The organism is Acidithrix sp. C25, assembly GCF_904848545.2.
The window spans coordinates 408953-431296 of the sequence record NZ_CAJHCI020000006.1 but is presented as its reverse complement, the minus strand read 5'-3'; the positions used below and the strand labels follow the sequence as shown (position 1 = coordinate 431296).

General features: G+C 47.5%; 19 protein-coding genes and 2 pseudogenes. 16 read left to right on the top strand and 5 right to left on the bottom strand.

Annotated features, from left to right (window positions below):
* Positions 1-428: 428 nt before the first annotated feature.
* Positions 429-613, top strand: a pseudogene (locus ACIDITHRIX25_RS71135) (SPFH domain-containing protein); the annotation flags it as partial.
* A 3-nt stretch (positions 614-616) separates the two neighbouring features.
* Complete coding sequence (locus tag ACIDITHRIX25_RS71130) at positions 617-838, top strand: type II toxin-antitoxin system antitoxin (protein WP_201732396.1); 222 nt, start codon at positions 617-619, stop codon at positions 836-838.
* Between the two features lie 390 nt (positions 839-1228).
* On the opposite strand, the gene ACIDITHRIX25_RS71125 is transcribed toward ACIDITHRIX25_RS71130, so the two are convergent.
* Complete coding sequence (locus ACIDITHRIX25_RS71125) at positions 1229-2707, bottom strand: phospholipase D-like domain-containing protein (RefSeq protein WP_201732395.1); 1479 nt, start codon at positions 2705-2707, stop codon at positions 1229-1231.
* A 518-nt stretch (positions 2708-3225) separates the two neighbouring features.
* On the opposite strand from ACIDITHRIX25_RS71125, the gene ACIDITHRIX25_RS71120 reads away from it, so the two are divergent.
* Positions 3226-4068 carry a PhzF family phenazine biosynthesis protein gene (locus tag ACIDITHRIX25_RS71120; protein ID WP_201732394.1) on the top strand — a complete coding sequence of 281 codons (843 nt, stop codon included), beginning with the start codon at positions 3226-3228 and terminating at the stop codon, positions 4066-4068.
* A gap of 495 nt (positions 4069-4563) precedes the next feature.
* Here ACIDITHRIX25_RS71120 and ACIDITHRIX25_RS71115 read toward each other — a convergent pair whose 3' ends face one another.
* A complete protein-coding gene (locus ACIDITHRIX25_RS71115) occupies positions 4564-6087 on the bottom strand; it encodes a class I adenylate-forming enzyme family protein (protein WP_052606691.1) in 1524 nt (507 codons plus the stop codon).
* Positions 6088-6667: 580 nt separating this feature from the next.
* Here ACIDITHRIX25_RS71115 and ACIDITHRIX25_RS71110 point away from each other — a divergent pair.
* The 7 genes from ACIDITHRIX25_RS71110 to ACIDITHRIX25_RS71080 all read left to right on the top strand — a co-directional run bounded on the left by ACIDITHRIX25_RS71110 (position 6668) and on the right by ACIDITHRIX25_RS71080 (position 15130).
* Positions 6668-8344: a PucR family transcriptional regulator gene (locus tag ACIDITHRIX25_RS71110; protein ID WP_201732393.1), complete on the top strand. Its 1677-nt coding sequence runs from the start codon at positions 6668-6670 to the stop codon at positions 8342-8344.
* A gap of 147 nt (positions 8345-8491) precedes the next feature.
* A complete protein-coding gene (locus tag ACIDITHRIX25_RS71105) occupies positions 8492-9754 on the top strand; it encodes an aminotransferase family protein (RefSeq protein ID WP_052606689.1) in 1263 nt (420 codons plus the stop codon).
* 623 nt (positions 9755-10377) lie between these two features.
* Entirely contained in the window at positions 10378-11349 is a 972-nt protein-coding gene (locus ACIDITHRIX25_RS71100) for a quinone oxidoreductase family protein (protein WP_201732392.1), read from the top strand.
* A gap of 1573 nt (positions 11350-12922) precedes the next feature.
* On the top strand, positions 12923-13000 hold the full coding sequence (gene mftA / locus ACIDITHRIX25_RS71095; RefSeq protein ID WP_349632144.1) for a mycofactocin precursor MftA: 78 nt from the start codon (positions 12923-12925) through the stop codon (positions 12998-13000).
* 56 nt (positions 13001-13056) lie between these two features.
* Complete coding sequence (mftB, locus tag ACIDITHRIX25_RS71090; RefSeq protein WP_052606848.1) at positions 13057-13335, top strand: mycofactocin biosynthesis chaperone MftB; 279 nt, start codon at positions 13057-13059, stop codon at positions 13333-13335.
* Between the two features lie 51 nt (positions 13336-13386).
* The gene (gene mftC, locus ACIDITHRIX25_RS71085; protein ID WP_201732391.1) at positions 13387-14466 is read left to right on the top strand and encodes a mycofactocin radical SAM maturase; all 1080 of its coding nucleotides are present in this window, start codon (positions 13387-13389) and stop codon (positions 14464-14466) included.
* Positions 14467-14947: 481 nt separating this feature from the next.
* A complete protein-coding gene (locus ACIDITHRIX25_RS71080; RefSeq protein ID WP_052606850.1) occupies positions 14948-15130 on the top strand; it encodes a hypothetical protein in 183 nt (60 codons plus the stop codon).
* 960 nt (positions 15131-16090) lie between these two features.
* On the opposite strand, the gene ACIDITHRIX25_RS71075 is transcribed toward ACIDITHRIX25_RS71080, so the two are convergent.
* Both ACIDITHRIX25_RS71075 and ACIDITHRIX25_RS000000104125 read right to left on the bottom strand, forming a co-directional pair.
* Complete coding sequence (locus ACIDITHRIX25_RS71075; protein WP_052606851.1) at positions 16091-16399, bottom strand: hypothetical protein; 309 nt, start codon at positions 16397-16399, stop codon at positions 16091-16093.
* 276 nt (positions 16400-16675) lie between these two features.
* Complete coding sequence (locus ACIDITHRIX25_RS000000104125) at positions 16676-16816, bottom strand: helix-turn-helix domain-containing protein (protein ID WP_502756206.1); 141 nt, start codon at positions 16814-16816, stop codon at positions 16676-16678.
* Positions 16817-17511: 695 nt separating this feature from the next.
* On the opposite strand from ACIDITHRIX25_RS000000104125, the gene ACIDITHRIX25_RS71070 reads away from it, so the two are divergent.
* The 6 genes and pseudogenes from ACIDITHRIX25_RS71070 to ACIDITHRIX25_RS71045 all read left to right on the top strand — a co-directional run bounded on the left by ACIDITHRIX25_RS71070 (position 17512) and on the right by ACIDITHRIX25_RS71045 (position 21667).
* Positions 17512-17754, top strand: coding sequence for a type II toxin-antitoxin system Phd/YefM family antitoxin (locus ACIDITHRIX25_RS71070; protein WP_201732389.1), 243 nt, complete (start codon positions 17512-17514; stop codon positions 17752-17754).
* Positions 17754-18015, top strand: a pseudogene (locus tag ACIDITHRIX25_RS71065) (Txe/YoeB family addiction module toxin). Before ACIDITHRIX25_RS71070 ends, ACIDITHRIX25_RS71065 begins: the two are co-directional and overlap by 1 nt.
* A 674-nt stretch (positions 18016-18689) precedes the next feature.
* Entirely contained in the window at positions 18690-19256 is a 567-nt protein-coding gene (locus tag ACIDITHRIX25_RS71060; protein WP_201732388.1) for a hypothetical protein, read from the top strand.
* A gap of 1069 nt (positions 19257-20325) precedes the next feature.
* Positions 20326-20502, top strand: a complete 177-nt coding sequence (locus tag ACIDITHRIX25_RS71055; protein WP_160291927.1) for a hypothetical protein — start codon at positions 20326-20328, stop codon at positions 20500-20502.
* A 406-nt stretch (positions 20503-20908) separates the two neighbouring features.
* Entirely contained in the window at positions 20909-21307 is a 399-nt protein-coding gene (locus ACIDITHRIX25_RS71050; RefSeq protein WP_160291926.1) for a TetR/AcrR family transcriptional regulator, read from the top strand.
* A 9-nt stretch (positions 21308-21316) separates the two neighbouring features.
* The gene (locus ACIDITHRIX25_RS71045; protein ID WP_052607132.1) at positions 21317-21667 is read left to right on the top strand and encodes a hypothetical protein; all 351 of its coding nucleotides are present in this window, start codon (positions 21317-21319) and stop codon (positions 21665-21667) included.
* Positions 21668-21985: 318 nt separating this feature from the next.
* On the opposite strand, the gene ACIDITHRIX25_RS71040 is transcribed toward ACIDITHRIX25_RS71045, so the two are convergent.
* A complete protein-coding gene (locus ACIDITHRIX25_RS71040; RefSeq protein WP_201732386.1) occupies positions 21986-22144 on the bottom strand; it encodes a hypothetical protein in 159 nt (52 codons plus the stop codon).
* Positions 22145-22344 lie beyond the last annotated feature (200 nt).

The following is a 22344-nucleotide window of genomic DNA, read 5'->3' as shown; positions in this document are numbered from 1 at the left end:
TTGATCCGAAAACTAACTCGTGTGAAAATAGGCCCTGTGGAAGAAGAGAGACCGTTCGGCCTTTGCTCTGATGCCATCTAGCCATTAAATCAAATTCACTAAAGTCAGCCTTGTTAGGCTTCATTCACTTAATTCGTACCTGACAAGGAAACGCTACGCGAGGCTCTCGCACTTAGACCACCACAGGATTACCCCCTACTACACGTTGGCTCTTTTCTCACCCAGACCATAAAGACAAAAACCGACACCAAAGTTTGTCAGGGTAATCCAGGACGATTTAAATCCCCTTCTTTATTGGGCCACCTCTTCGAACTGGGTTTAGTTGATTGGGTTTCATACTTATCAAGTTTCGTAAGCAATAGCCATTTCAAACTCTGATTCGCGGATATGCGGATGTGGAGACGCAAACACACATGTGCTGAGAAGTCGCTCGCTCTCGAATTGTCGATGGCGCAGTAGGGATGGTTAAATGGCACTCACCCGCCTTAGCGAACGAGGCATCGTCGAACTCGACGAAGAGCCTAAAGCGGCAATGGTGAGTAATTTAATGGTTGTTCTCTGTGGTGACCAACCGGTTTCTCTGGTAGTTAACGCCGGGACCCTTTATTCTTAAGCAGTGGAAAGACGTAAGCAGGTCCCACTGCGCATAGATCCAGCGGTTCATGATGCACTAGCTCATTGGGCGTTAGATGAGCTTCGAAGCATAAATGGACAGATCGAGATGATACTTCGACGAGCTTTTGTCGAAGCAGGACGAGTGCCTACAACTACACGACCACTACCTCAACGTGGCCGTCCGCCCGGCGAACAAACCCAAGATTTGGGTGACGCCTGGTAAATAAGCCGAAGTGAATCAAAATGTCGCGCAAGCGAACGCTAAAACATTTTCCGCGCAACTTCGAATGCGCATTCTCTATCTTGTTTATCTCAGCCCTGTTGCTCTGTTGCATTGTAAATCAATGAAAAATCTCGTCGATAAAAGACAAGGTTATCTACAAGAAATGGCCTACAAGACTACTTGTAGGCCATATAAATTAGAAAGAGCAATTTAGAGCTGTCAATCTTGAACTTTAATAATCGACAATGTGTCATTAAAAGCGGGGCGAAAAGTTATCTGCGATCTTGAAATCCCATAGATCTAATTGACTCTCAACGACCTGGCGGAGTTATCAGCTCGCTCTTTGAGATAACTATACTTATCGGACGGCAGGTATAGGAGCAGGTCGCCCTAGCTCCGTGTCACGTAGACCACTTGACCATTTTGAAAATAAACCTTTCCAAATGAATAGATCCAAATTAACTCAGGAATCGAGTTGTAGACGTCTGATCCCGTTGATGTCGGGGAACCCCAAAGCGCTAAAACTTGACTCTCTGAGATTCCATCTGAAAGATATGGAATCGACACTCCAGTTCCTGAAACACTTTGAGTCGCGGTAACTGGAATAGTCGAGGTAGTTGTGGTTGTCGGTGTCGAAGTGAAAGATGAAGCAGTCTGTCCAAGGGGAGTCGCAAGATTCCACTCGGTGTTAAACCACCCTAGAGCCGCGCTACGGATAGCTGGATCGCTCAGGATTACGCCAACTTCACGATTATTATCCAATGAGACGCTGGAAAAGTTCTGCGATCCTATGAAGGTCTCATTGGCGTTTATGATAAGTTTGGCGTGGACGTAGGGACTCTTGAGGATCCTAACTGCTACCCCACCTTGAAGCATAGCGTTGGCATATTGCAATTCGGAGTAGCTCAGATTATCAGGCAATAGCACTCGAGCGCTTGAGGAGTGAGCACTAATCAAACTATAGAGTGCGGATGCAGAACCCAACTCTTCAGCCATAATCGCTAATGGGCCAGGCGATGATAAAATCGACGATATCGCTGCAGATGCGCCGGGTGACACCACCAGTGCGCTGCGAACTGAGTTTCCCGCAGTGACGCCATTCCAGTCCGATTCAAAGATCTTATACAAACTAGATACAAGCAGTGGTGATGTAGTATCGACGGCATCTTCTAGGTTGTATGTCCCCATCGCGCTATAGGTGGCATTAGGAGAGCCAAAGATCGCCCTTTGTGATGCTCTACCAGGATCGACAACCATATATTTAGCATGATCAAATGAGTAAGATCCCGAAAACCTAGCCGGAGCAACCTTGATTTTTACAGGTGAGCCACTAAAGAGTGCCATCGCATTTCCGGGCGCAGCCGAATCTTTGTAGGGGTTTCCGGCGACGATTACTTCAACCAATATGCCTCTTCTTGCAGCCGAGATAAGCGCGGATGCAAGCGTTTGATCTGTAAATAGATATTCATTTACAAAGATCGATACACTTGCCGAAGAGATCAAGCTGCTCCAGGGGCCAAGGCCATCTTGTGGCTCCGCAATAAAGGTAGTTTTACCATTTGAAGCCGCGGTCGCAGCCGACGTTGGAATAGTCGCCGCAGCCGACGTTGGAATAGTCGCCGCAGCCGACGTTGGAATAGTCGCCGCCGCCGATGTTGAAGGTGAGCTAACAGGGGATGCTTTGGTGGTTGAGCTAGATGAAACGTTACTCGAGGTTTTATGCGATTTAGGGCGCGTAGAAACCGAACTCCTAACTCCTAGCGTCGTCGAAGAGACGCTAGAACCTGCCAGGGAAGTAGCCGAACCACAGCTTGTAACAAAAAGGCCAAGCAGAGCGACTAAAAATACCGAAGTTCGACGGAAACTCACGAAACCTCCTTTGATAAAGATAGACCAAGGCTCCAATAGAACAACCACCGGCGAATCGATACCATGACGTTAGCGCATTGGTGTAACCAATCTAACGAGTCAACCACATGACGATCCCCCACCGAACAAGCATAGGTGTGGCCTTCACGTCATCTCTGGACTTGCTTTAGAGCCTTTGACCTACGCACACAGGACAGACTCGACATGCGCGGATTTAACACCGTATCCAATTTTATGATTTCCAAAGAAACACCACTCGTGACTACTAGCCGACTATGACCCGTTAAGGAGAACCAAAATCCAAGAGCCAAACGCCACGAGATAGACATATCCCGCCTTCCAAAGCCAATACAGACCGCGCGACCCACACCAATCGACTATTTCAAACAGCTCGCCCACATCTAGAGCACAAAACAGATAATAGAGCTACAAAAACTCCGCTGAAAAACTCCGAGCCAGAAGATGAAATAGAATAACTCCATCCAATCCGGAAACCTTGTCGAAAGGTCTCATTTTCAATGACTCGCCCACGCATCTTCGCCCAAGTCGACGTCTTTTCAACGACTCCGTATTGCGGCAACCCCGTAGCCGTAATCCTTGATGGAGAAGGATTAGACGATAAAGAGATGCTCCAAGTCGCTCGATGGACAAACTTGTCCGAGACAACCTTCATCTTTCAACCAACCACCCAAGAGGCCGACTACCTTGTACGGATCTTTACTCCCGGTGGCGAGTTGCCATTCGCGGGTCACCCAACTCTCGGCTCCGCCCACGCATGGCTCGAAAATGGTGGAGTCGCAAATCACGGACAAACGCTCATCCAACAATGCGGTGCCGGACTTATCAAAGTTCGATACGAGATGGGCAAACTATCCTTTAGAGCACCTAATCTTGTCCGATCCGGAAACCTTGACGAAAACTATTTAGAACAGATCGCGGCTTCATTTGGAATCAAGCGCAAAAATATACTTGCTCACCAATGGGTAGATAACGGTCCTGGTTGGGCAGTAATTCGACTTGAAACTGCTCAAGAGGTACTCGACCTGGAACCCGATTTGACAATTATCCCGAATGCTATGGTGGGAGCTATTGGAGCTTACCCGGCTGGCTCCAAGTACGCTTTCGAGATGCGCACCTTTGCTCCGGCGATCGGTATCGCCGAAGATCCGGTCTGTGGAAGCATGAACGCCTCAGTTGGTCAATGGATAACTAGGTCCGGTGAATTTACGGAAGGATACAAGGTATCGCAGGGTTTGCGCCTTGGCAGAAAGGGTGAGATCTCAATTACTACTAATACCGACGGAGAGGTATGGGTAGGTGGTGCTACTAAAACTCTTTTTACGGGATCAGCAATTATCTAATTCAAGATGACGTGCCGCAAGATCACACCATACCAAAAAACAGGCCGACAACTCTTCTAGCCCTTTTTCTGCAACCTTTATAGATAATGACCTCTCGAAAACAGTCCCTCGACGAGACGAGCTAGCTTCAGTCAGTCAAACCAAGCTAGCTCAATCCAAGTTCTAGCTCAAATAGCTATTGCAGCAGTCCCTGACGCGCCATTTTCCAGAGCATTGGCCAAGCACACTGCATCATCCCATGCATGCTTAACTGTTGGCCTGATAGTCCAAATATGGCGCTTGTACGCCAAAAATCTACCCCCTAAAGGTATTCAACTAACGCCTCGGGATTGATCGTCAATGCTATCGCCTATGTTGGATTTAGCTTTTCAAACTTGCCCGAAGAGCCGCACAGATAAAATGAAACCGTCTTTTAGCGGCGTCACCAGTTGGGCAAAACAAGGCCTTGGCGTCACATTCAATACGCCAAAGCCACCTATTGGCAAGACACCATCCCTAAAAGATAGCTACGCCCCACTTTGCATCGCTTCTAAGGTTCGGCTTTAGGACCTTTCCTCCGGCATTTCGCGGAAGCGGATCTTTCTTCACCCATACGTATTGTGGAACCTTATAGTCAGCCAAGCGGCTTCTAGCGAAAGCAACCATAGCCGCTGGATCAAAGTCGACCCCTGGGACAGGAACGACCACAGCACCTACCTTCTCCCCCATCATCTCATCTGGAACACCGATGACAGCCACCTCTAAAACACCGACAAATTCAGCGAGTACATTTTCTACTTCGACGCAGTAGACATTTTCTCCGCCCCTATTTACCATATCTTTGCGCCGATCGACGATCTCAATTAGGCCCTCATCTGAGATCCTCGCCATGTCCCCACTCTTGAACCAACCTTGACCAAAGGAGTTCTTGGTGGCTAGATCTAAGTTCCAATAGCCCATTGCAACGTTGGCACCTCGAATCATCAATTCGCCAACGCCAGTAACCGGATCAACCTCAGCTAGGTCGACTTCTGTGACTGGAGATGCAAACCCTACCGATTCGGGGTGCTCCTTTGCAAATTCATGAGGAAGAAATGTAGCTATCGAGGAAGTTTCAGTCAATCCAAAACCATTGCCTAAACGGGCATTTGGAAATGCGCCCATCATCTTTGGAACTAGGTCTGGCGGCATTGGTGCACCACCATAAAGAACGTATTTCACAGACGAGGTATCAACGCCCTCAAACGATGGTTGATTCAAAGCAAACCAATAGATCGCTGGCACTGCAACTAAAGTATCGATATTATAGGTTTCAATTGAATCAATAAAGACGTTGATATCAAAGGTCTCCATCAATACCAGAGTTCCACCCATCGCAATCGTCGGGAGCATCTGGGCATTGAGCCCCGTAACGTGAAAGAGTGGCACTGCAACCAACGACATCAAGTCGTGGCTTTCAATGGGAACTACTCGCTTAACTGTCTCAACGTTTGAGACGAAGTTTTCGTTACTGAGCATCGCACCTTTAGGGCGTCCCGTAGTGCCACTTGTATAGAGGATCCCAGCAAGCGTCTCACGGGTGGCTTCACTAAATCGATACGAATCACCGCGCGGCAACTCTTCGTTAGGCAAAAAGAGATAGGCCAAGCCTGAGTCTTCGGTGATGAATTCGACCTCTGCTGGAGCGAGGCGAGTATTTATCGGAACGACGACCGCTCCGGCAAAGGCGATAGCAAAGAAAGATACCACCCAATCAATCCCATTGGAAAGACGAATCCCCACCCGGTCACCGGGGCTCACTCCTCTATGGCGGAGACCCCCTGCAACCTCCTCAACAAGTTTCAGCAATTCCGAGTAATCGACTGATCGTCCATTCAACTCCCTGAGGGCGATTTTATTTGCGTTGCGTGCGGCTGAATTCGCTAGTAGTTCAACCAATGTATTGTCGCCTACCATATAGTGCAAAATACCGTCTTTGCCTCTGCTTATATCACTTTCATCAAAGCGATGTCGCGTTCCAACGATTCCGATTCGATCCATTACTAGCTCCTTACGATGAGGCAAGACCCGTTCCCTCATCTGTTTTGATTGAGAACCGACTTGATTGATTTCGATCGGCTAAATACAAAGGTCCTTATCCATAAAGATCCGAGGCAGCCACAGTCCAATCAAGACTATAGCTATCATGTTACCACCTGGTAGCTATCTACGATAATAAGGTCGAGATCATAGAGAAAGTCATAGAGAAAGTTTTTGATCTAGAGCGGCTAACTAAATAAGATTCCAGGTCAACTTGAAATTTGGAGATTAGGTTGCGAGGTGGCTATCATTAGAGCACAAATATGGGATAAAGGGCTATTCCGTGGCGATCAATCTGAAAATAACAAAACTGTCACATCAACGAGAGATAGGTTCCCGTACCTTCTCTATCTCTCCAAAGCTCCAACGTGCCAATCTCGCCAAATCGCTTAATTACATCTAAATACATCCATAAATAAGAAGTGATAGCCGTGGTTCTTCTCTCCCGCAGGGACATAAATTGAAAAATTCCATCAGAAATGATTCAAAATAGCCGTGGCCCATGATGAATACACCGTTGTTTCCCACGAAAGCCAAAGAAATGGTTGATGTAAAAACCCCCCAACCCACCCAGCTCACCTTAGGTGAAGTGCTGTCCCAACCATCGCTTGGTTTGAGTCTTTTGACCCCCAAAGCCAACTCATTGAATCGACCTGTAACTGGGGCTCATTCCTTTGAAATTTCAAATCCAACTCGTTGGATCTCCTCACATTGGATCGCCCTCACTACGGGTCTTCGATTAAAGGGGAAACCTGAAGAACAACGAGAGTTGATAGAAGAACTTGTCGATGGTGGAATTACCGCCCTTGGCTTCGCTTTGGGCATCAACTTCAAATCGGTACCATCTTCAATACTCGAAGTCGCCAACGAACTAGATCTTCCGGTCTTTAGCGTTCCCTTCGCTACTGGCTTTGCCGAAATAATTGCATTTGTAAATCAAGCGCTTCTCTCGCCAAACGTTGGCGCCCTTAGAAGGTTCGTCTCAGTACAAGATTACCTCCTCGACTCTCTCCTTAACCAAAAGCCCCTTCGATCTTTAGTCGAGCGACTATCTCCGTTAGTCTTATCCCAAGTTGCACTCATTAGTTCTAGTGGAGAGCTAGTTGCATCATCGGACAACTTGGAGCTAAATGCCTTAGCGGAGATCAATCAGCAACTCGGTCTAACCACTAAAGGACCCAGACAGCTACGTGACCCAAAGGTTGTGAGTCGAAGCCGGCTCGGTGACACTCCGGCAACCACGCTTTCGCAGTTGATCGAATTCGACACCCCACATGGACCAGGGCTAGCCCTTGCGGTAGTAACACCTACTCAAGAGACTATGTGGCTGGCATTGATAAAGACCAATGAATCCAAGGTAGAACCAGGCTTTCACCTTTCGTTGCCCCTTATCCGATCCGCCGGTCACATATTGTCCATTGCTCTATCTACAAACGCCGAAAAACTTAATGAACGACGCTCCTCAGAACGTGCGCTTCTAGCTGAACTGGTTGGCATCAGGCCCGTTAAAGGTGCAACGCATAAGGGCTATCGAACCCATTTTGAACGATTGATCGAAATTGGCATCGACTTCTCTGAGCCAGTTCACGTAATAGTAGGTTCCCCCTCCTCTGAAACATCTCGCGATCTAAAAGAGAGCATTGGGGAGCAGATTGACGCTTTGACCGAAAACTTTACACCAACCATCTGGGATAGCCACAACTCAAAGTATGTAGCAATCATCCAAGCAAAGGCTGATGTAATTGAAAAGATTCTGAACGAGATATCGACGCCACAAAACCTCAATTTCGGGATATCGAAGGCCGTGGATGGTCCAGGTCAATTTAGCCTTGCCTATCGCCAGGCTAACGCTGCATATGGTGAACTGATTGAAAAATCAGCCAGAAGCGACGCCAGGAAGGGATCACAGGGGACTGGAGTACTTTGGTTTGACGACTGCAATATGGTGACATGGTTGATCACCCAAGCCGACAAGACGTCATTTGCTTGCAAACAAAAGGATCGCCTTGCCATATTTGAGCTTGAGCGCCATAGCCTAGCCACGCTTAAGGCATATTTGGATTCCAACTTAGACATCAATCTTGCAGCGACCAACCTGGGGATTCACCCCAATTCAATGCGATACCGCCTCAACAAGGTCCATGAAGCAGTCGGGGTCGATTTAGACTGCTTTGGCGAATTGGTAGACCTCTACGTCGCACTTAAGGTCATCCCCTAACTACTTTGGGATTAATTGAAAAATCTTTGACTACCTTTGTAGCAAATAACAACGGTCCCTTCAAAATTTCGCGATCAACCCTCAAAGGTTTCGAAGTCAAAATGATAGCTTGAGATTGTAAAAATATCACTTTGAAAGACAGCCCCAATGAGCGACACATCCTTCTGGCATCCCTTTGCGAATATGGCTTCGGTTAGTTCCAACCGTCTTACGATTACTCGATCGAGCGGAAACTACGTCTTTGACTCCAATGACAACGGCTACTTGGATGCCACAGCCTCTCTATGGTATGCAAACGTGGGTCACGGAAGGCAAGAGATTGTCACGGCCATTGCCCAACAGGCTGAAAAACTTGCCTGTTATTCGACATTTGGCGATATTACAAACGAACCTGCCGAGGAATTGGCCCATGAAATTGCCGAAATATCTCCAATTACAGGCTCAAAGATCTTCTTTGGATCTGGCGGAGGCGACGCGATTGAGACCGCAGCAAAACTTTCTAGGCGTTACTTCTTCGAAATTGGCCAGTCCGAAAGAACCATCATTGTCTCTAGAGATGGAAGCTACCACGGAACCCACGGCTTTGGGACATCCATGGCGGGAATCCTCCCGAACCGCGTCGGTTACGGGACGCTCATAAACGACATAGCGATCATCGATCGAGACGACCCCCGTGCCCTTTCTGAGCTGGCGCTTCGAGTCGGTAGCGACAAGATCGCAGCAGTCTTTGTGGAACCCGTTGTTGGTGCTGGGGGTGTGCACCTTCCCACCGAGGGATACCTTACATCAATAGCCGCTATTTGCATGGAAATTGGTGCTTTGTTGGTAGTGGATTCTGTGATCTGTGGATTTGGTCGGCTCGGATATTGGTTTGGCCCAGAGCGATTTGGGGTCGTCCCTGATATGATCACCTTCGCCAAAGGGATCACTAGTGGTTACATACCACTAGGCGGCGTCGTTATTTCGCCGAAGATCTCGGATCCATTTTTCAACGACTCCGGTGCCACATTCAGACATGGCCCGACCTATGCTGGCCACCCAATCGCATGCGCCGCCGGGATTGCAAATCTCAAGATCCTCAAATCTGAAAACCTAATACCAAATGGAGAACTTCTAGAGACTGACCTATCAATGGCGCTCATGGCATCTAGCGACTCACCTATCGTCACGGAGGTACGTTCGGGATTAGGACTTCTTGGTGCTATCGAAATTTCGAGCGACTTTCAAAGCCGATTTCCAAGTGCACTCGGTGAGATCCAAGGTGCGATGCGCCGCCGTGGTGTTCTGGTTCGACCCTTAGTAACTTCAATTGCCGTCTCTCCCCCACTGACTATAACAAAGTCAGAGATTGAGTTGATTGGCAACACATTCATTGAAGCTCTCAAAGAGGTGGTATCGGCCCCACGATAGAAATAAACCATCATGCAAGAGGCACTTTGAGAGCGTTTCGCCTCTCATGGCACATCTAATAAAAGGCAACCTCCAATAGACAATAGATCTAACAGGTGACATAAAAGGCTAAAGCAGTCACTACAAAGGAGAAGTTAGCCACATTTGTGATAGCGCCGATGAGATCTAGCGCCAATGCGGAGATAAAGTCCGGGTGATATTTGAATCCGAGCGCTAATCAAGAGCATTGAAGGCGCTTGGATCAACTAAAAATTGCCTTTGCCAACCATAATTGTCCAAAGAAGTACATGAAGTGTCAATAAAACAAGTACTCCACAACCTTGAGATCTATCGTCTCACTTAGTGCCAAATCCACAATGTTCGATTTCGTCTCACAAGATCCGGCAGAAGCAGAGGCAGAGGTGCAATTTTGTCGCTTTAACCTCGTCGATGCGCAATTGTTGCTTTGGCGTGGCGGATCGGGAAAACTTCGTTGCTCATCGGTAAAATTCGAAGATCATTGCAATTCAAATAGCTCAAAGGCCCTTAGACATTAAATAGGATAGAGTTAGCTCCATAGGGGCCAACCCACTAAGGCAATCCACCATGTCAACCCTTTAGGAAAGTAGAGTTTTACTTCAATCATGCAAGCAATCGTCGTCAACAACTTTGGGGCTCCGGAGAATATGGAACTTGTGGAGCGACCAAATCTTTCAATCTCACAAAATCAAGTCCTCATTAAAACTATCTATTCATCGGTCAACTTTGCAGATATCATGGCGGTCACTGGCAACTATCCAGGAGGACCACCGCCTTTTACACCTGGAATCGATACCTATGGGACCATTGTCGAGGTAGGAGCACTATTGAGCCCAACACTCATAGGTCAAAAAGTAATGGCCTTTTGCGACAGCGGTGGCTATGGCCAATACACAACCGCCACCGATGGCCTCTTCTTTATACCGCCAAGTAACCTAAGTGACGAAGAGGCCGGAGCTGCCCCTCTTTTAATTGGCACCACATACGCCTTAGTACACAAAGCTGCAACTCTAGCTCCAGGGGACTCAATTCTGATTCATGCTGGGGCAGGAGGAATTGGCACCACCGCAATCCAGATGGCTAGGGCAATGGGAGCTTCAAAGATCTTGGCACTGGTTTCAACTCCAGCCAAGATACCGGTAGTTGAAGAGCTAGGCGCTATTGGCGTTCTATATGGCGACGACTATGACTATCCGCAAGAAATCCGCAAAATTGCGCCTGAGGGCATCGATATCAGTCTCAATTCAGTTGCAGGAGAGACCATCGGAGCCGACCTAAAGATCTTAAATTCGTTCGGGACTATTGTCGCCTTTGGAATGGCAAGTTCAACACCGGGTATCGCTTATTCGAACGAACTTCACCCCACCTCCAGAAGTATTTGCGGATACAGCTTTGGTAACTTGCGGCGAAATCGCCCACACCAGGTAGCTCCCATAATGGAGGAAGGGCTAAAATTTCTAGAAGATGGATCTATAAATTTATCGATCGGATCAATCTACGATCTAGGCGAAGCCGCACTAGCTCATCGAGCGATTCTCTCTAGAGCTTCGACAGGAAAGATCCTGCTCCGTGCTTAGCCGTTCGAAAAATAACTTTGCACACACCAAAGAATCGCATCCTGGGAATCCATTATCATTGTAATTGTCCTAGTTAGAGCTTTGAAAGCAAAATAGGCCAAGGTCTAATTCCACCTAAAACCTAGCTCGTTGATCTTAATCTTGGGTGGTAAATATATAACCCTCATCACCCAAGATTAAGATGGGCCACTGCTCAAACGAGATCACTGGCTTTAGTCCACTGCTCGAATTGCTCGAGTCCCTAGTCGAGTATCTACTCGCAGAGTCGTTCGAGCAGTTATTCTGGCAATTGATCGAAGTTAACCCTTGCAGGACGTTCTTGCTCTAGCTTTTGCGCGCTTAGTCGCTATTGTAACCATTGGCTTGGTTAATGGAGGTTGGTTAATGGAGGTTGGTTGATGGACAAAGAGAAAATGGGCGCTTACTTTACAAGGACAAAGATGTTAACTGTCTAATAACCATCAAGACGAACCAAGCAAACAGGCAGGCAACCAAGCCCAATAGTAGAAATAAATCCCTCCTTGTGGCACCGATCTACTTTTTGCCGGAAGTAGATATTCTGCTACGGAAGGAGAACATCTCCGGCGCAATCACATGATATCTAAAGTGATCAAGGTCGCGTCCATCACAGCAACTGTCAAGTTCCACGGTTTCAATTAGTCCCAGGTCAATTAAGTAAAATCGCTTGAGGCATATCTCGCACACCTAAGTCATCGCCTCTCACGAGGCTCCTGACCTCAAAGGCGGTGAGATCTCGAATGAAACAACTCCCCTAACTACGGGCCTGACGCCAGCTAAGTCAGAGACCTATCCGATAGCAAAGATCCTTGTGGCCATTGGAAGATAAGAGCTCTGATGAGTTCGAGTCTTACCAGGGGCAAAGAACGTACACAAGTGCTTACAAAAATGGAGATTGCTTAGAGCAAAATCGAGATCAAAGACCAAGCAGCTGGATCCTCCTGGAAGTACGTGAGCACGGGAGGTTAGGTAGCAAATGCAATTTGAATGGCATTTGATTGGAGCTCTTAAAACCCGACACGACCTACACATTTACTGAGCGATAAATCTGAATCAATTACTATCTGGCCAAAGCCGGGAAGATAATTTACTAAACCGACCAGAGGCATTACCCATCCAGCAAGATCAGCAATACGTCACCAAAGAGTAAACCGCTCTATTTGAGACTGGGCCAAAATGGTCCTTATGGAAATTAGAAAATTGATGCTCGACCAGAGGGTCAATCAAACATATAGGCCACTGCGGACTCCATAAATTCCCAGAGAGGGAGCATCGACCAAGGAAGTCAGAGTGGGATTTTCTAAGGTTAGCCATCACCAATAAATCCAACTGAGCAAAGCGCGAGAGCGCCATCGAACCTTTGAAACAAGCTTTGACCCACTCTGTATGGTCCACTATCATTCTGCGTAAATTAGGTATATAGTCTTAGTGGCGTCCCTTTAGCCTATAGTCGTTCAATTTCGGTGGATTGAGGCTAAGATCGAAAATAAACAAAGCAGAACGAATCGGAAAGGGACCTAACTTGCCAAACGAACTAGAGACCAAAACAACCAATATCGATGAGACCGACCTCATTGAGGCAGAACTAATTATCGAAGAAGTCTCGATCGATGGAATGTGCGGTGTCTACTAACTAGCTTTCGAGCTTCGATCCTCCACAAGAGTTAACCAAAAGTAGGATCTTCCTAAATGAATATCGTCATATCTCCTGACTTTGCCTACCGAGAAGAGTCTTTTGGAGCGCTCTTCTACAGTTTCGCAAAGCGAGACCTCTTTTTAGCCAAATCACCGATCGTCATACCACTCCTTCGCCTAATACCCCTGGGTATGGACACAAATGAAATGGCCGATGAGCTTAGTCAAAGAGGCTATGCCAGATCATCGGTGTTGAATACGATTGATACATTAATTCATCGTGGCGTTCTCGCCTCTATTGCCACAGCTCCCAAAGGCGAAGAATTAGAGTAACTGTGGCGAGCAACTATGTTATGGCGAGCAACTATTTTTAGGAGAAAATAAATGGCCAGCGCTCTCAACGACATCCTATCTAAGGGACTATCGTCACCGATCTGCCTAACTTGGGAGCTGACCTATGGCTGTAATTTAAGTTGCAGCCACTGCCTTAGCGACTCCGGGCCTAAAGCGCCTGGCGAATTAGACACAAACCAGGCAAAGTCGCTAATCGACCAATTTCAAGAGATGTCGATCTTTTATATCAATATCGGCGGCGGCGAGCCCATGATGAGACGGGACTTTTTCGAGATTATCGAATACGCCCAAAACTCTAACATTGGCGTCAAATTCTCCACAAATGGCTACTACCTTACCCCAGCAGCGGCTAAACGCCTTGCCACGATGAATTATGTTGACGTACAAATATCACTCGATGGCCACACCTCTGAGGTAAACGATGCGATTAGAGGTAGAGGGTCCTTCGACAAGGCGCTCGAAGCACTTTCTAACCTATCCGACGCGGGCTTTTTAAACCCCAAGATCTCAGTGGTCGCCACCGCCTATAACGTGGACCACCTCGACGAGATATTGGCCCTCGCAAATAGCTTTGGTGCTGGCCTTAGACTTACACGCCTTCGTCCTTCAGGACGTGGCACTCAAAGCTACAAAGAGCTAAATCCCTCAACGACTCAACAGCAAAAGCTGTATGGGTGGCTAATGAATCATCGCGAAGTTTTAACTGGCGATTCATTTTTCCACCTCTCGCCGCTAGGCGATCCTCTTGAGGGCCTCAATATGTGTGGCGCCGGAAAGGTAGTCTGTCTAATCGACCCAATTGGCGATGTCTACGCGTGTCCATTTACGATACACCCAGATTTTAAAGCTGGAAATATAAAGGAAAATTCATTCCAGGCGATTTGGAGTGACGCACCGCTCTTTTCGTCGTTGCGCTCTAGCAATGGACCTAGTTCATGTCAATCCTGCAGCGCCTATTCGCAATGCAATGGTGGGTGCATGGCAACAAAGTTCCATACCGGTGGACAAATTGACGACCCAGACCCAGATTGCGTCATGGGAAATGGCCAGGCACCGACTTCCAATCGCATCTCAATTCGTCCTCGACAAAAGATCACAATCAACTCTTAGCCGCTTTGCCCTGATTATCTTATGCTTTTTCGATAAGAGACTCTATCTCTGGTCCATGCAAAGGAGGCTCGAGCAGTCAATAAGGCCTTAGTCGTTCCAAAGATTCTTCAGGGCGCTTATTCAGATCGCTGCGTTTGATCGTGCTGTAATTTGTGTCCGATCGAGCTTCAACAAGGAGTTCTAGGGATTTTCATGTAGTCTCGGTGTCATTCTCGGACCATCGAACCAAATACCGATTGCAATAATAAAAGTTACGTTCAGATGACCATTGACTAAATGGATAATTCCACACCCTCTATCGCGCCGCGGATCTCCAAGCTGTGGAATAGTCAGTTGAATTCGTTGCTTAATATCTTTGCACCAGAAACCATTCTCTGTGTAAAAGCAAGGGCGAGAAATTGAGAGCCCATGACTTGTTGTACCACCCGACCACCTCTAGCGCCAATGGCAGTAAAATGGCAACGCCCGACTCAATGAAGGAATAACCATGGAAGTCACGATCAAAGACAACAAGCTGTATATCGAAATCGAACTTCAGGAACCAACACCATCATCCTCAGGAAAGACCCTGGTGGTGGCCAGTTCGCATGGCAACATGGTCACCAGCGCCATGATCGACGGCAAACCCGTCATTATCGGGCTAAATGCCTATATCAAGCCGTGAGATCAGACGCCACACATGTGGCTCTAGAACCGCGCCATCATACTTATGGTAGTAGTACTGGTCTTTGCACTCTCCCAGCGCACCTGCTATTTCCCCAAATGCGACGTCCTCTGATACGCTTCATAAATGGTCCGGTCATCAACGTCGAGATTGTCCAGGCTGCTGGATACTGTCAAGTGGATTGTTCCGAGAGGTCCTATCAACGAATAACAGCACGAAACCCAGATTAACCACAGCGGTTATAGAGGACTCGTTGGAATGAGGTGAGAATTACGGTTGGCATCAATAGCTGATATTGACATGGTGAGATTTCATGACAATATGAATTTCACTTTATCATCCATGGGAACGTTGGGTTTGGTCTTTGCCGTCCTTTACGCGGTTCAAAAAGGCTCATACCTTTTGATGGCTCTCTAGCTTCCCGTGATAATCGCTCTCGTTATTTTTCGAAAGCTACAAATGATCAGGACTAACTAATACTAATCAGGAAACGCGCAACCACCAAGGTATTACCCTGGCAATGTTGATTCCAAGCCGTCTACTACCTATAACGCGTTGCGGCAATCAGTGCAAGTTTACTTCGATTATGCTGATGCTTACTCGTTGCTAGTTAGCCCGAGCAGTCGAACCGCAGATAATATTGCGAAAATGGGTAGCATCACTGGGTTTTATTACTGCTCTGCAACGGGTACGCACGCCTTGATATTCTGTAGCTAACTTTGGTATTTAAGATACCGGCCGATGGACCTAGTGAACCAGAACCTCGCCAGATCCGAGGCTGACATGCTGGCGAGACTTCCCAGCTGAGGTGGCGCGCGCTGAATCGAAGGGAATACTGATGTGAGGAATCTCCACGAAGTGTAGCTTAGGGTTGATCACAGAAATCGAGAGATCTAAGATTGGCCATCGTTTGAATCATCTGAGGCGAGCCAGTGGATCAAGTTATTATTCCGTAATCCCTTATACTTCCCGCGCCCAAGCCCATAGTTCGGCAGTATTTCGCAAAGGAGGCTTTTTATAGATCGGTAGTTGATCTTTCCAAATATGAGCCTCAAGACTCCCCGTCACCATCCCAGAATGTTTGCGTGCCACATCGACAAAAACTCCCTTACCTTGATCAGCTCGTAAAATAAGGCAGTAAATCAATTCAATATGGTTATGTATTCGCTCAATAAGCCTAAGTTCCGTAATAAACGGAGCCTCGGAGGTGGTGGTAAGAGAAAAATTGTTAAATGATGATCTGATTCCAACGAGTTGATTCAAAACCACGTCTTCAACGATTACACCTTATAGTTATGCCAGGCTCATTAAGATTCTTTGAGATGCCCTTTGGGATACATCTCTTGTTGTCTGTTTTTGGTCCCTTCTCCCTGGATCCAACCTCCAACCAAAACAAATAACCCACCGAGGATCGCGCTACCAAATGCAGTTCACACTTGTGACAATTCACTAGGCTGCACCGGCTGTAAAGCCATAAACTGACCTCCTAAGCCGTCGACTTTGTGGAACACTCTACGAACAACTCACCAGAATGAATATAAGCACTTAGTCAATTCCCAACTTTTCTGACAACCGTTTAAGCATGTCAATACTTGGAGTTTGATCTCCCTCCTCGAACCGAGAAATTGCAGGCTGATGCATTCCCAGTTTTCGACCTAGCTCGGTCCGGAAGATACCCTGTTCCATCCGGTATTTGATTACCTCAATGGCCACGGCACGCGCTAGCGCTATTCGTTCCCACTGCTTGCAAAACTCTGGACCTATAGATCCTATCTGAATGACTCTCCTGCGGAAACAGTTGCAACCCCGTAATGATCAATATGCTCATTATCCTCCGTAGCCTTCATATTTACCAAGCCGCTCCTCAGCTGCCTTCACACACCGCCGAAACCCTCGAGGATCTACCTGAGCCTCTGGCCCGATGGCCTCAATTACGAATTAGGAAGGGCATGTACGCTCATATAAACTTCAATATCGACTACGTCCTACCCTGAGTCTCAACTCTCTCAGGCCATTAACATTAGAAGTGGCATGTTGCAAAACGTCAAGGTGTCTGCGACTATAGGTTCAATTTATCTACTCGCTGAAAAGCCAACAATCTGATCTGCCCTCCAAAGCTAGATCGGCTGACTGGTACCCTATTTGTTCTACCTACTCTCCAATACCTGGAGCACTTACGTGCGACCTTAGACACTGATACCGGCTTGGCGGTGAAAATGACAAAGGGCACAGATAGTTGCCTTGCAAGAAGAGAAACACGACTCAATTGGCCTAGTAGTGCCAAGGTTATTGCTTTGAATTCTAGGTTGACACGTACTACCTACCTACATGATGCAAACATAGTGGTACAATAAGTGGTACCACTTTTAGGAGACATCAGCATGGCTATAACCGCTAGTGATGCACGCAAAAACCTATTCCCGCTTATAGAACAAGTAAACAATGATCGAAAACCGACTGAGATCACCTCAATGCGAGGTGACGCCGTTCTACTCTCGAAGGCGGACTATGACGCATTGACCGAGACGGGGTTTCTTCTACGCGTACCAGCCAATGCGATGCGTCTACTCGAAAGCTTGAATCAAGCTCGCCAAGGACAACGAAGAGAGCACGAACTTAGCTGATGCGCCTCTGTTTCAGCCCCAACGGTTGGGACGATTACCTCTATTGGCAATCAGTGGACAAGGCGATACTCAATCGAATTAACCGGCTAATCAAGGATGCTCTCAGAGATCCGGGGACCGGTATCGGCAAGCCCGAACAACTACGTCACGTTCTTGCAGGTTGCTGGTCGAGACGTATCGACGAGGAGCATCGGTCTGGTTTACCTAATTGATGGGGACGACCTAGTGGTACTTCAGGCCCGTTACCACTACGAAAACTGAATACCGCCGCACGTCACTATAGGCACCGCAGTCGAGTTAGATTCCCGCCTTGAAGACAAAAATTTAATCAATGTTCTTACCGTAGAAAAGCTTATCCGTAATGAATCGAGCATTCCGTTGCGCATGGCATCGAGGCAAAAGTCGGAACGTTAAAAGCGTTGTTTGCTTCGGCTGTCACTCCTTTAGATGTCACTACGAGCAGAAGGTCGAGATCGGATTAGGGCGGCGATTTGCCAAATCCCAAATAGTCGTAGATTCATCAGTTGAGATCGATGTTTAGGTGGGTGTTTGGGTTCGCCATTGGCGAACCCAAACACCCACCTAATGACTTTTAAAGATCTCTAACTGGTTATGACTAGTCGCCCAAGGAGCCATTAGACGAATCAACCCTCATCTCTATGGACCAAAACCAGAGGATTAATCTGATTTAGAAGTTAACTTTCCACAGTTAACGCCCTAAACCCACTTTAGGGCAGTATGTCTTGAAGTACTTCCACTGATTCCAATTGGGATAAGCCACCTACAGAAAGGTCGCAATTTGTGATAAAGTGAAATCTCCTTGCTATTCTAAATGAGAAACACCGCCACGAAATACTGGAAGGCTCCCATTTAATTGAGCCGCTATTAATGTGAGCTGGCATATCTGCATGAGGGATATCGAACTAAGGAGGCAAATGGAGGGTATGGACTTGGAGCGTCGAAGAGACAACCGGCGAAGGAGAATTCAATTGGCGAAGATCACAATGCTCTTTGGGCCGTTACTTCTCGCAGCTTGCAACAATTCGAAAACTACAGGAACTCCTCAATCTCCATCTCAAGGACCGCTGGCATCTCCCTCAGCGCTTTGCCAGTCTGTTGCCGCCTTAGACCGACTGACTGTCCGCCGTAGCGACGCTTTTCCCCAGAATCACATGCGCTTTTCGTTTCCCACCAACGTCGCTGTATCTAATGCCATATTGGTGCGTAATGTGGCCAGAGCGCTCTGCGCGTTGCCAAAAATGCCAAGTGGCTCTATCAACTGTCCTGCTGACTTCGGTATCACCTATCGTTTAGCATTCTTTGCCGGCGACCGAGAATTCCCAAAAGTGACGATTGACTCAACAGGGTGCGCGTCGGTTAAAGGCATCGGAGCGATCCGCTGGGTTGAACAATCGCCCAATTTCTGGCATGTCCTTGGGGTGGCGATGGGACTCTCTACGCCTGGATATGCGACATTTAGAGGAAGTGGACCGAACCAATGACCCTGCCTATCTCCATAGGATCTACATAATCGTAACAGTAACGCCACATCTATCGATGAACTGGTAGTTCTTTGATGCCTACTAGGCGACAATTACATAAGTGGATTTTTACCCGTTTTGGATTTTAAGCTCCGCACTTAATGCCGAACAAGGCATAGTACTTGCATTCTGAGTCAAAAAATACCACCTGAAAGAGTCGAATTAGAAATTGCACAATTGCCTTCTAGGTGAAATCCGCCGCACGGTGGATTCGAAGAACATCTCAAGAATCAGAGTGGATTGAGACGAGAATCCTTTCGTCTGGATTGAGCGGTGAGTCGTCATTCCAAAAATCGCTCTGCCCAAACACTCGAAGAAACTAGACCATGGCAGCATGACCCAAACATGATGATTCATCTCCGCCAAGGTCTTCATCGTCGGTTATCCGGCAAATAATGGAACGGGTTTTGGTTATAATGTCAAAGTTAGGGGCGAGACGGCGTCCTACGAGCTTCAATTTACCGCCTTAGATCCCCGCCCCCTGTAGCAAGAGCCCTCGTCACCGCAGGACCCCTCACGAAGATGTGTAGAACGCGCTAAGCAGTCGCTAGCGAATGGCAATAATACCGCGTATTTTCTAACTTAGATTTGACACGAGCCGCATTGGAGACTAACCGACGGCATCGCTATCCTGAGCGAGATTGTCAGGGTCCCCCATATTCGTTACCAGCAACAATATTTAGAGCGTCAAAAATTATTTACTACAGAAAAGGCGCCTTATCGAACGAATCAACCTTCGAGGTGAGCTCGAGACGCCACCATTATCGCCGGACTTGTTGTGTTATTAGCTGCTACTGGGATATTCTTCGCATTGCCGGTCGCCCCTCGGGTACCACTCCAACAATTCTGCATGCGATCCCACCTAAGAATGTCACCTTTCCTAACGTGACGTCACCACCGCAATACTGTCCAGTCGGTCAGTTATATAAACCAGCCGGACACTATGTATCGACGGTGTAACCATCAAAGCAGCACCTGCGGGCTAGCCTAATCAGAAGTTGAATGCGCGTGGTATCTACCACAGGAAGAAGTGGCCCTTGCAAGGTCCAAGCCACCAAGGAAACCCTATGTTTCACCGAATACTCCTGGGTTCCTCAAAGATGCAAATGGGTCGTATGCGGGTGTCGTAACTTTCGGACCTAAGGTCGCCAAGATCGTTCCAGTCTCCTTGCAGAATACTCCGAGTGCTTTTACCCCGCCGTTTTAGAAGGAGAATCAATGGCAAGGTTGGGTCGGAAATACTTTGATCGGCGTTACGGCAGGCAGCGATACTGCAATCGCCTTGGAGGGAGTTGACCTATGTATAAATACCGAAACCCAAGTGATTAGTCCTGCCACTAGTGTCATAGTACCTGACCTGCACAACAATACCGAGGTCCTCGTCTGACCGAAGGTCAAAGGAACACTCAAAATAATCTCCTTCACAAGGGATACCCTCACGTACAAACTAATTGGAACCACCACGGTCTACCACTCAACGCTGCGACCTACTCCTTTGTGAGCTAATGGACAAAGGGCCAAGGATGAAACCATTTCATGCTCATATTCTCGATGATTTAAAATACGATAGATAATTCTTGACTGATCGTTCAATAATGGTGTATATTAAAACTATGGCCCGTAAGCGTGAATTTGACAATGAACAAGTACTACTAGGTGCCACGCAAGTCTTTGCACAGTTTGGCTATTCTGGCACTTCAATTGACCAGCTGGTGGAAGGAACTGGTCTACTACGAGGAAGCATCTATCAAGCCTTTGCTAGCAAGGCTGGCCTGTTTCGAGCTTGTCTATCCGAGCAAGTACATTCGCTGTGTAGCGACCTACTCACAGACATATCACTACTTGAGGATCTGCTCATAGTGGCGATGTGGGAACGTGCTCGTACAGATAAGGAAGTCGCAGGTTTGATTGTCCAAGCGCTACAAGTACTGGCGAAATGCCAGCAGCAAAGCCCTGCAGAAATGCTGTTCGCGCGCTTGGTGCTTCGAGCTGATATGCCAATTAATCAATAAGGAGTTGGAATGGTCATAGTGTCAATCAAAGATGGCGATCTAATTTTGCAAGTTAAAGGAATTGGCAAAGTTCTGGCGCTGCGCAACGAGCTCGTCATTCCTCTCAATCATGTTCGTGGGGTAACCGCCGATCCCGGCGCTTTTAGCATGCCGAGAGGACTTCGGGCTCCAGGCACCTCTATTCCCGGACTTCTATATGCGGGAACTTTCTACCACAAAGGCGAAAAAGTCTTTTGGGAGGTACACAATCCTGCAAAAGCCGTTGTCATAGAGCTTGCCGAAGAAGATTTTACCAGGCTGGTAATAGAAGTTGAAAATCCCAACGATGTCGTATCATCAATCGAAGACGCTATCGCCTGAAATGGAGTTCCATTTTCTATCATTCAAGAACCGGTACCTGAAGCGGACCAGGCGCAGCGACGTACAAAGTCGGCACACGGCCCGTTTAGCCTATCTTTGCATCCACCCCCTTTTTTTTCATTTCAGCCTCGCTAAAATGCAGACTCCAATTCCCAACTCCAAAGATGAGGTGAAACGCTAACTAGCAACCATACCTCAGCGACGATTGATGCAGCGACCAAACTAGTTCCCCCAGATCACCACCTGGCGTCTCTTTGAAGAGGAGTAACGAGCGGCGCGACTCTTTGCTCTTCAGCCTCGCTCACCTCCTTCACTGCGTCACATCAGTACCGGGGAACGCTCCTCAGCAAACTTGGAATGGAGGCTCCAGGATACAAGTCCCGTGTAGAGTGAAGCCAGGAAAGTCACCGTAAAAATTATGACGATAGCTTTGCCGGACAACACTATTCCAGCAATCAATGCTCTATTAACTTTCATTCTTCCCTCCCCTAAAACCAAGCTCTTCTTTGCACTCCCGTTTTAGATGAAACATCCGTCAGATCACTGGAAATACCCTTGAAACTAGGTGCAACCATTCGAACCCAACCCGACTCCGATCCTTCCTTCTATTCATTTGATATCCACTGCGGACATCTCCACTTGGTTATTTATTACCATACTGAGAACGTTCGTCAATA

Excerpts from the sequence above, each read along its gene's own strand:
- ACIDITHRIX25_RS71120 (WP_201732394.1), top strand. The coding sequence starts at position 3,226 with ATGACTCGCCCACGCATCTTCGCCCAAGTCGACGTCTTTTCAACGACT.
- ACIDITHRIX25_RS71115 (WP_052606691.1), bottom strand. The coding sequence starts at position 6,087 with ATGGATCGAATCGGAATCGTTGGAACGCGACATCGCTTTGATGAAAGT.
- ACIDITHRIX25_RS71110 (WP_201732393.1), top strand. The coding sequence starts at position 6,668 with ATGGTTGATGTAAAAACCCCCCAACCCACCCAGCTCACCTTAGGTGAA.
- ACIDITHRIX25_RS71105 (WP_052606689.1), top strand. The coding sequence starts at position 8,492 with ATGAGCGACACATCCTTCTGGCATCCCTTTGCGAATATGGCTTCGGTT.
- ACIDITHRIX25_RS71100 (WP_201732392.1), top strand. The coding sequence starts at position 10,378 with ATGCAAGCAATCGTCGTCAACAACTTTGGGGCTCCGGAGAATATGGAA.
- mftB (WP_052606848.1), top strand. The coding sequence starts at position 13,057 with ATGAATATCGTCATATCTCCTGACTTTGCCTACCGAGAAGAGTCTTTT.
- mftC (WP_201732391.1), top strand. The coding sequence starts at position 13,387 with ATGGCCAGCGCTCTCAACGACATCCTATCTAAGGGACTATCGTCACCG.
- ACIDITHRIX25_RS000000104125 (WP_502756206.1), bottom strand. The coding sequence starts at position 16,816 with ATGGAACAGGGTATCTTCCGGACCGAGCTAGGTCGAAAACTGGGAATG.
- ACIDITHRIX25_RS71070 (WP_201732389.1), top strand. The coding sequence starts at position 17,512 with ATGGCTATAACCGCTAGTGATGCACGCAAAAACCTATTCCCGCTTATA.
- ACIDITHRIX25_RS71060 (WP_201732388.1), top strand. The coding sequence starts at position 18,690 with ATGGAGGGTATGGACTTGGAGCGTCGAAGAGACAACCGGCGAAGGAGA.
- ACIDITHRIX25_RS71050 (WP_160291926.1), top strand. The coding sequence starts at position 20,909 with ATGGCCCGTAAGCGTGAATTTGACAATGAACAAGTACTACTAGGTGCC.
- ACIDITHRIX25_RS71045 (WP_052607132.1), top strand. The coding sequence starts at position 21,317 with ATGGTCATAGTGTCAATCAAAGATGGCGATCTAATTTTGCAAGTTAAA.
- ACIDITHRIX25_RS71040 (WP_201732386.1), bottom strand. The coding sequence starts at position 22,144 with ATGAAAGTTAATAGAGCATTGATTGCTGGAATAGTGTTGTCCGGCAAA.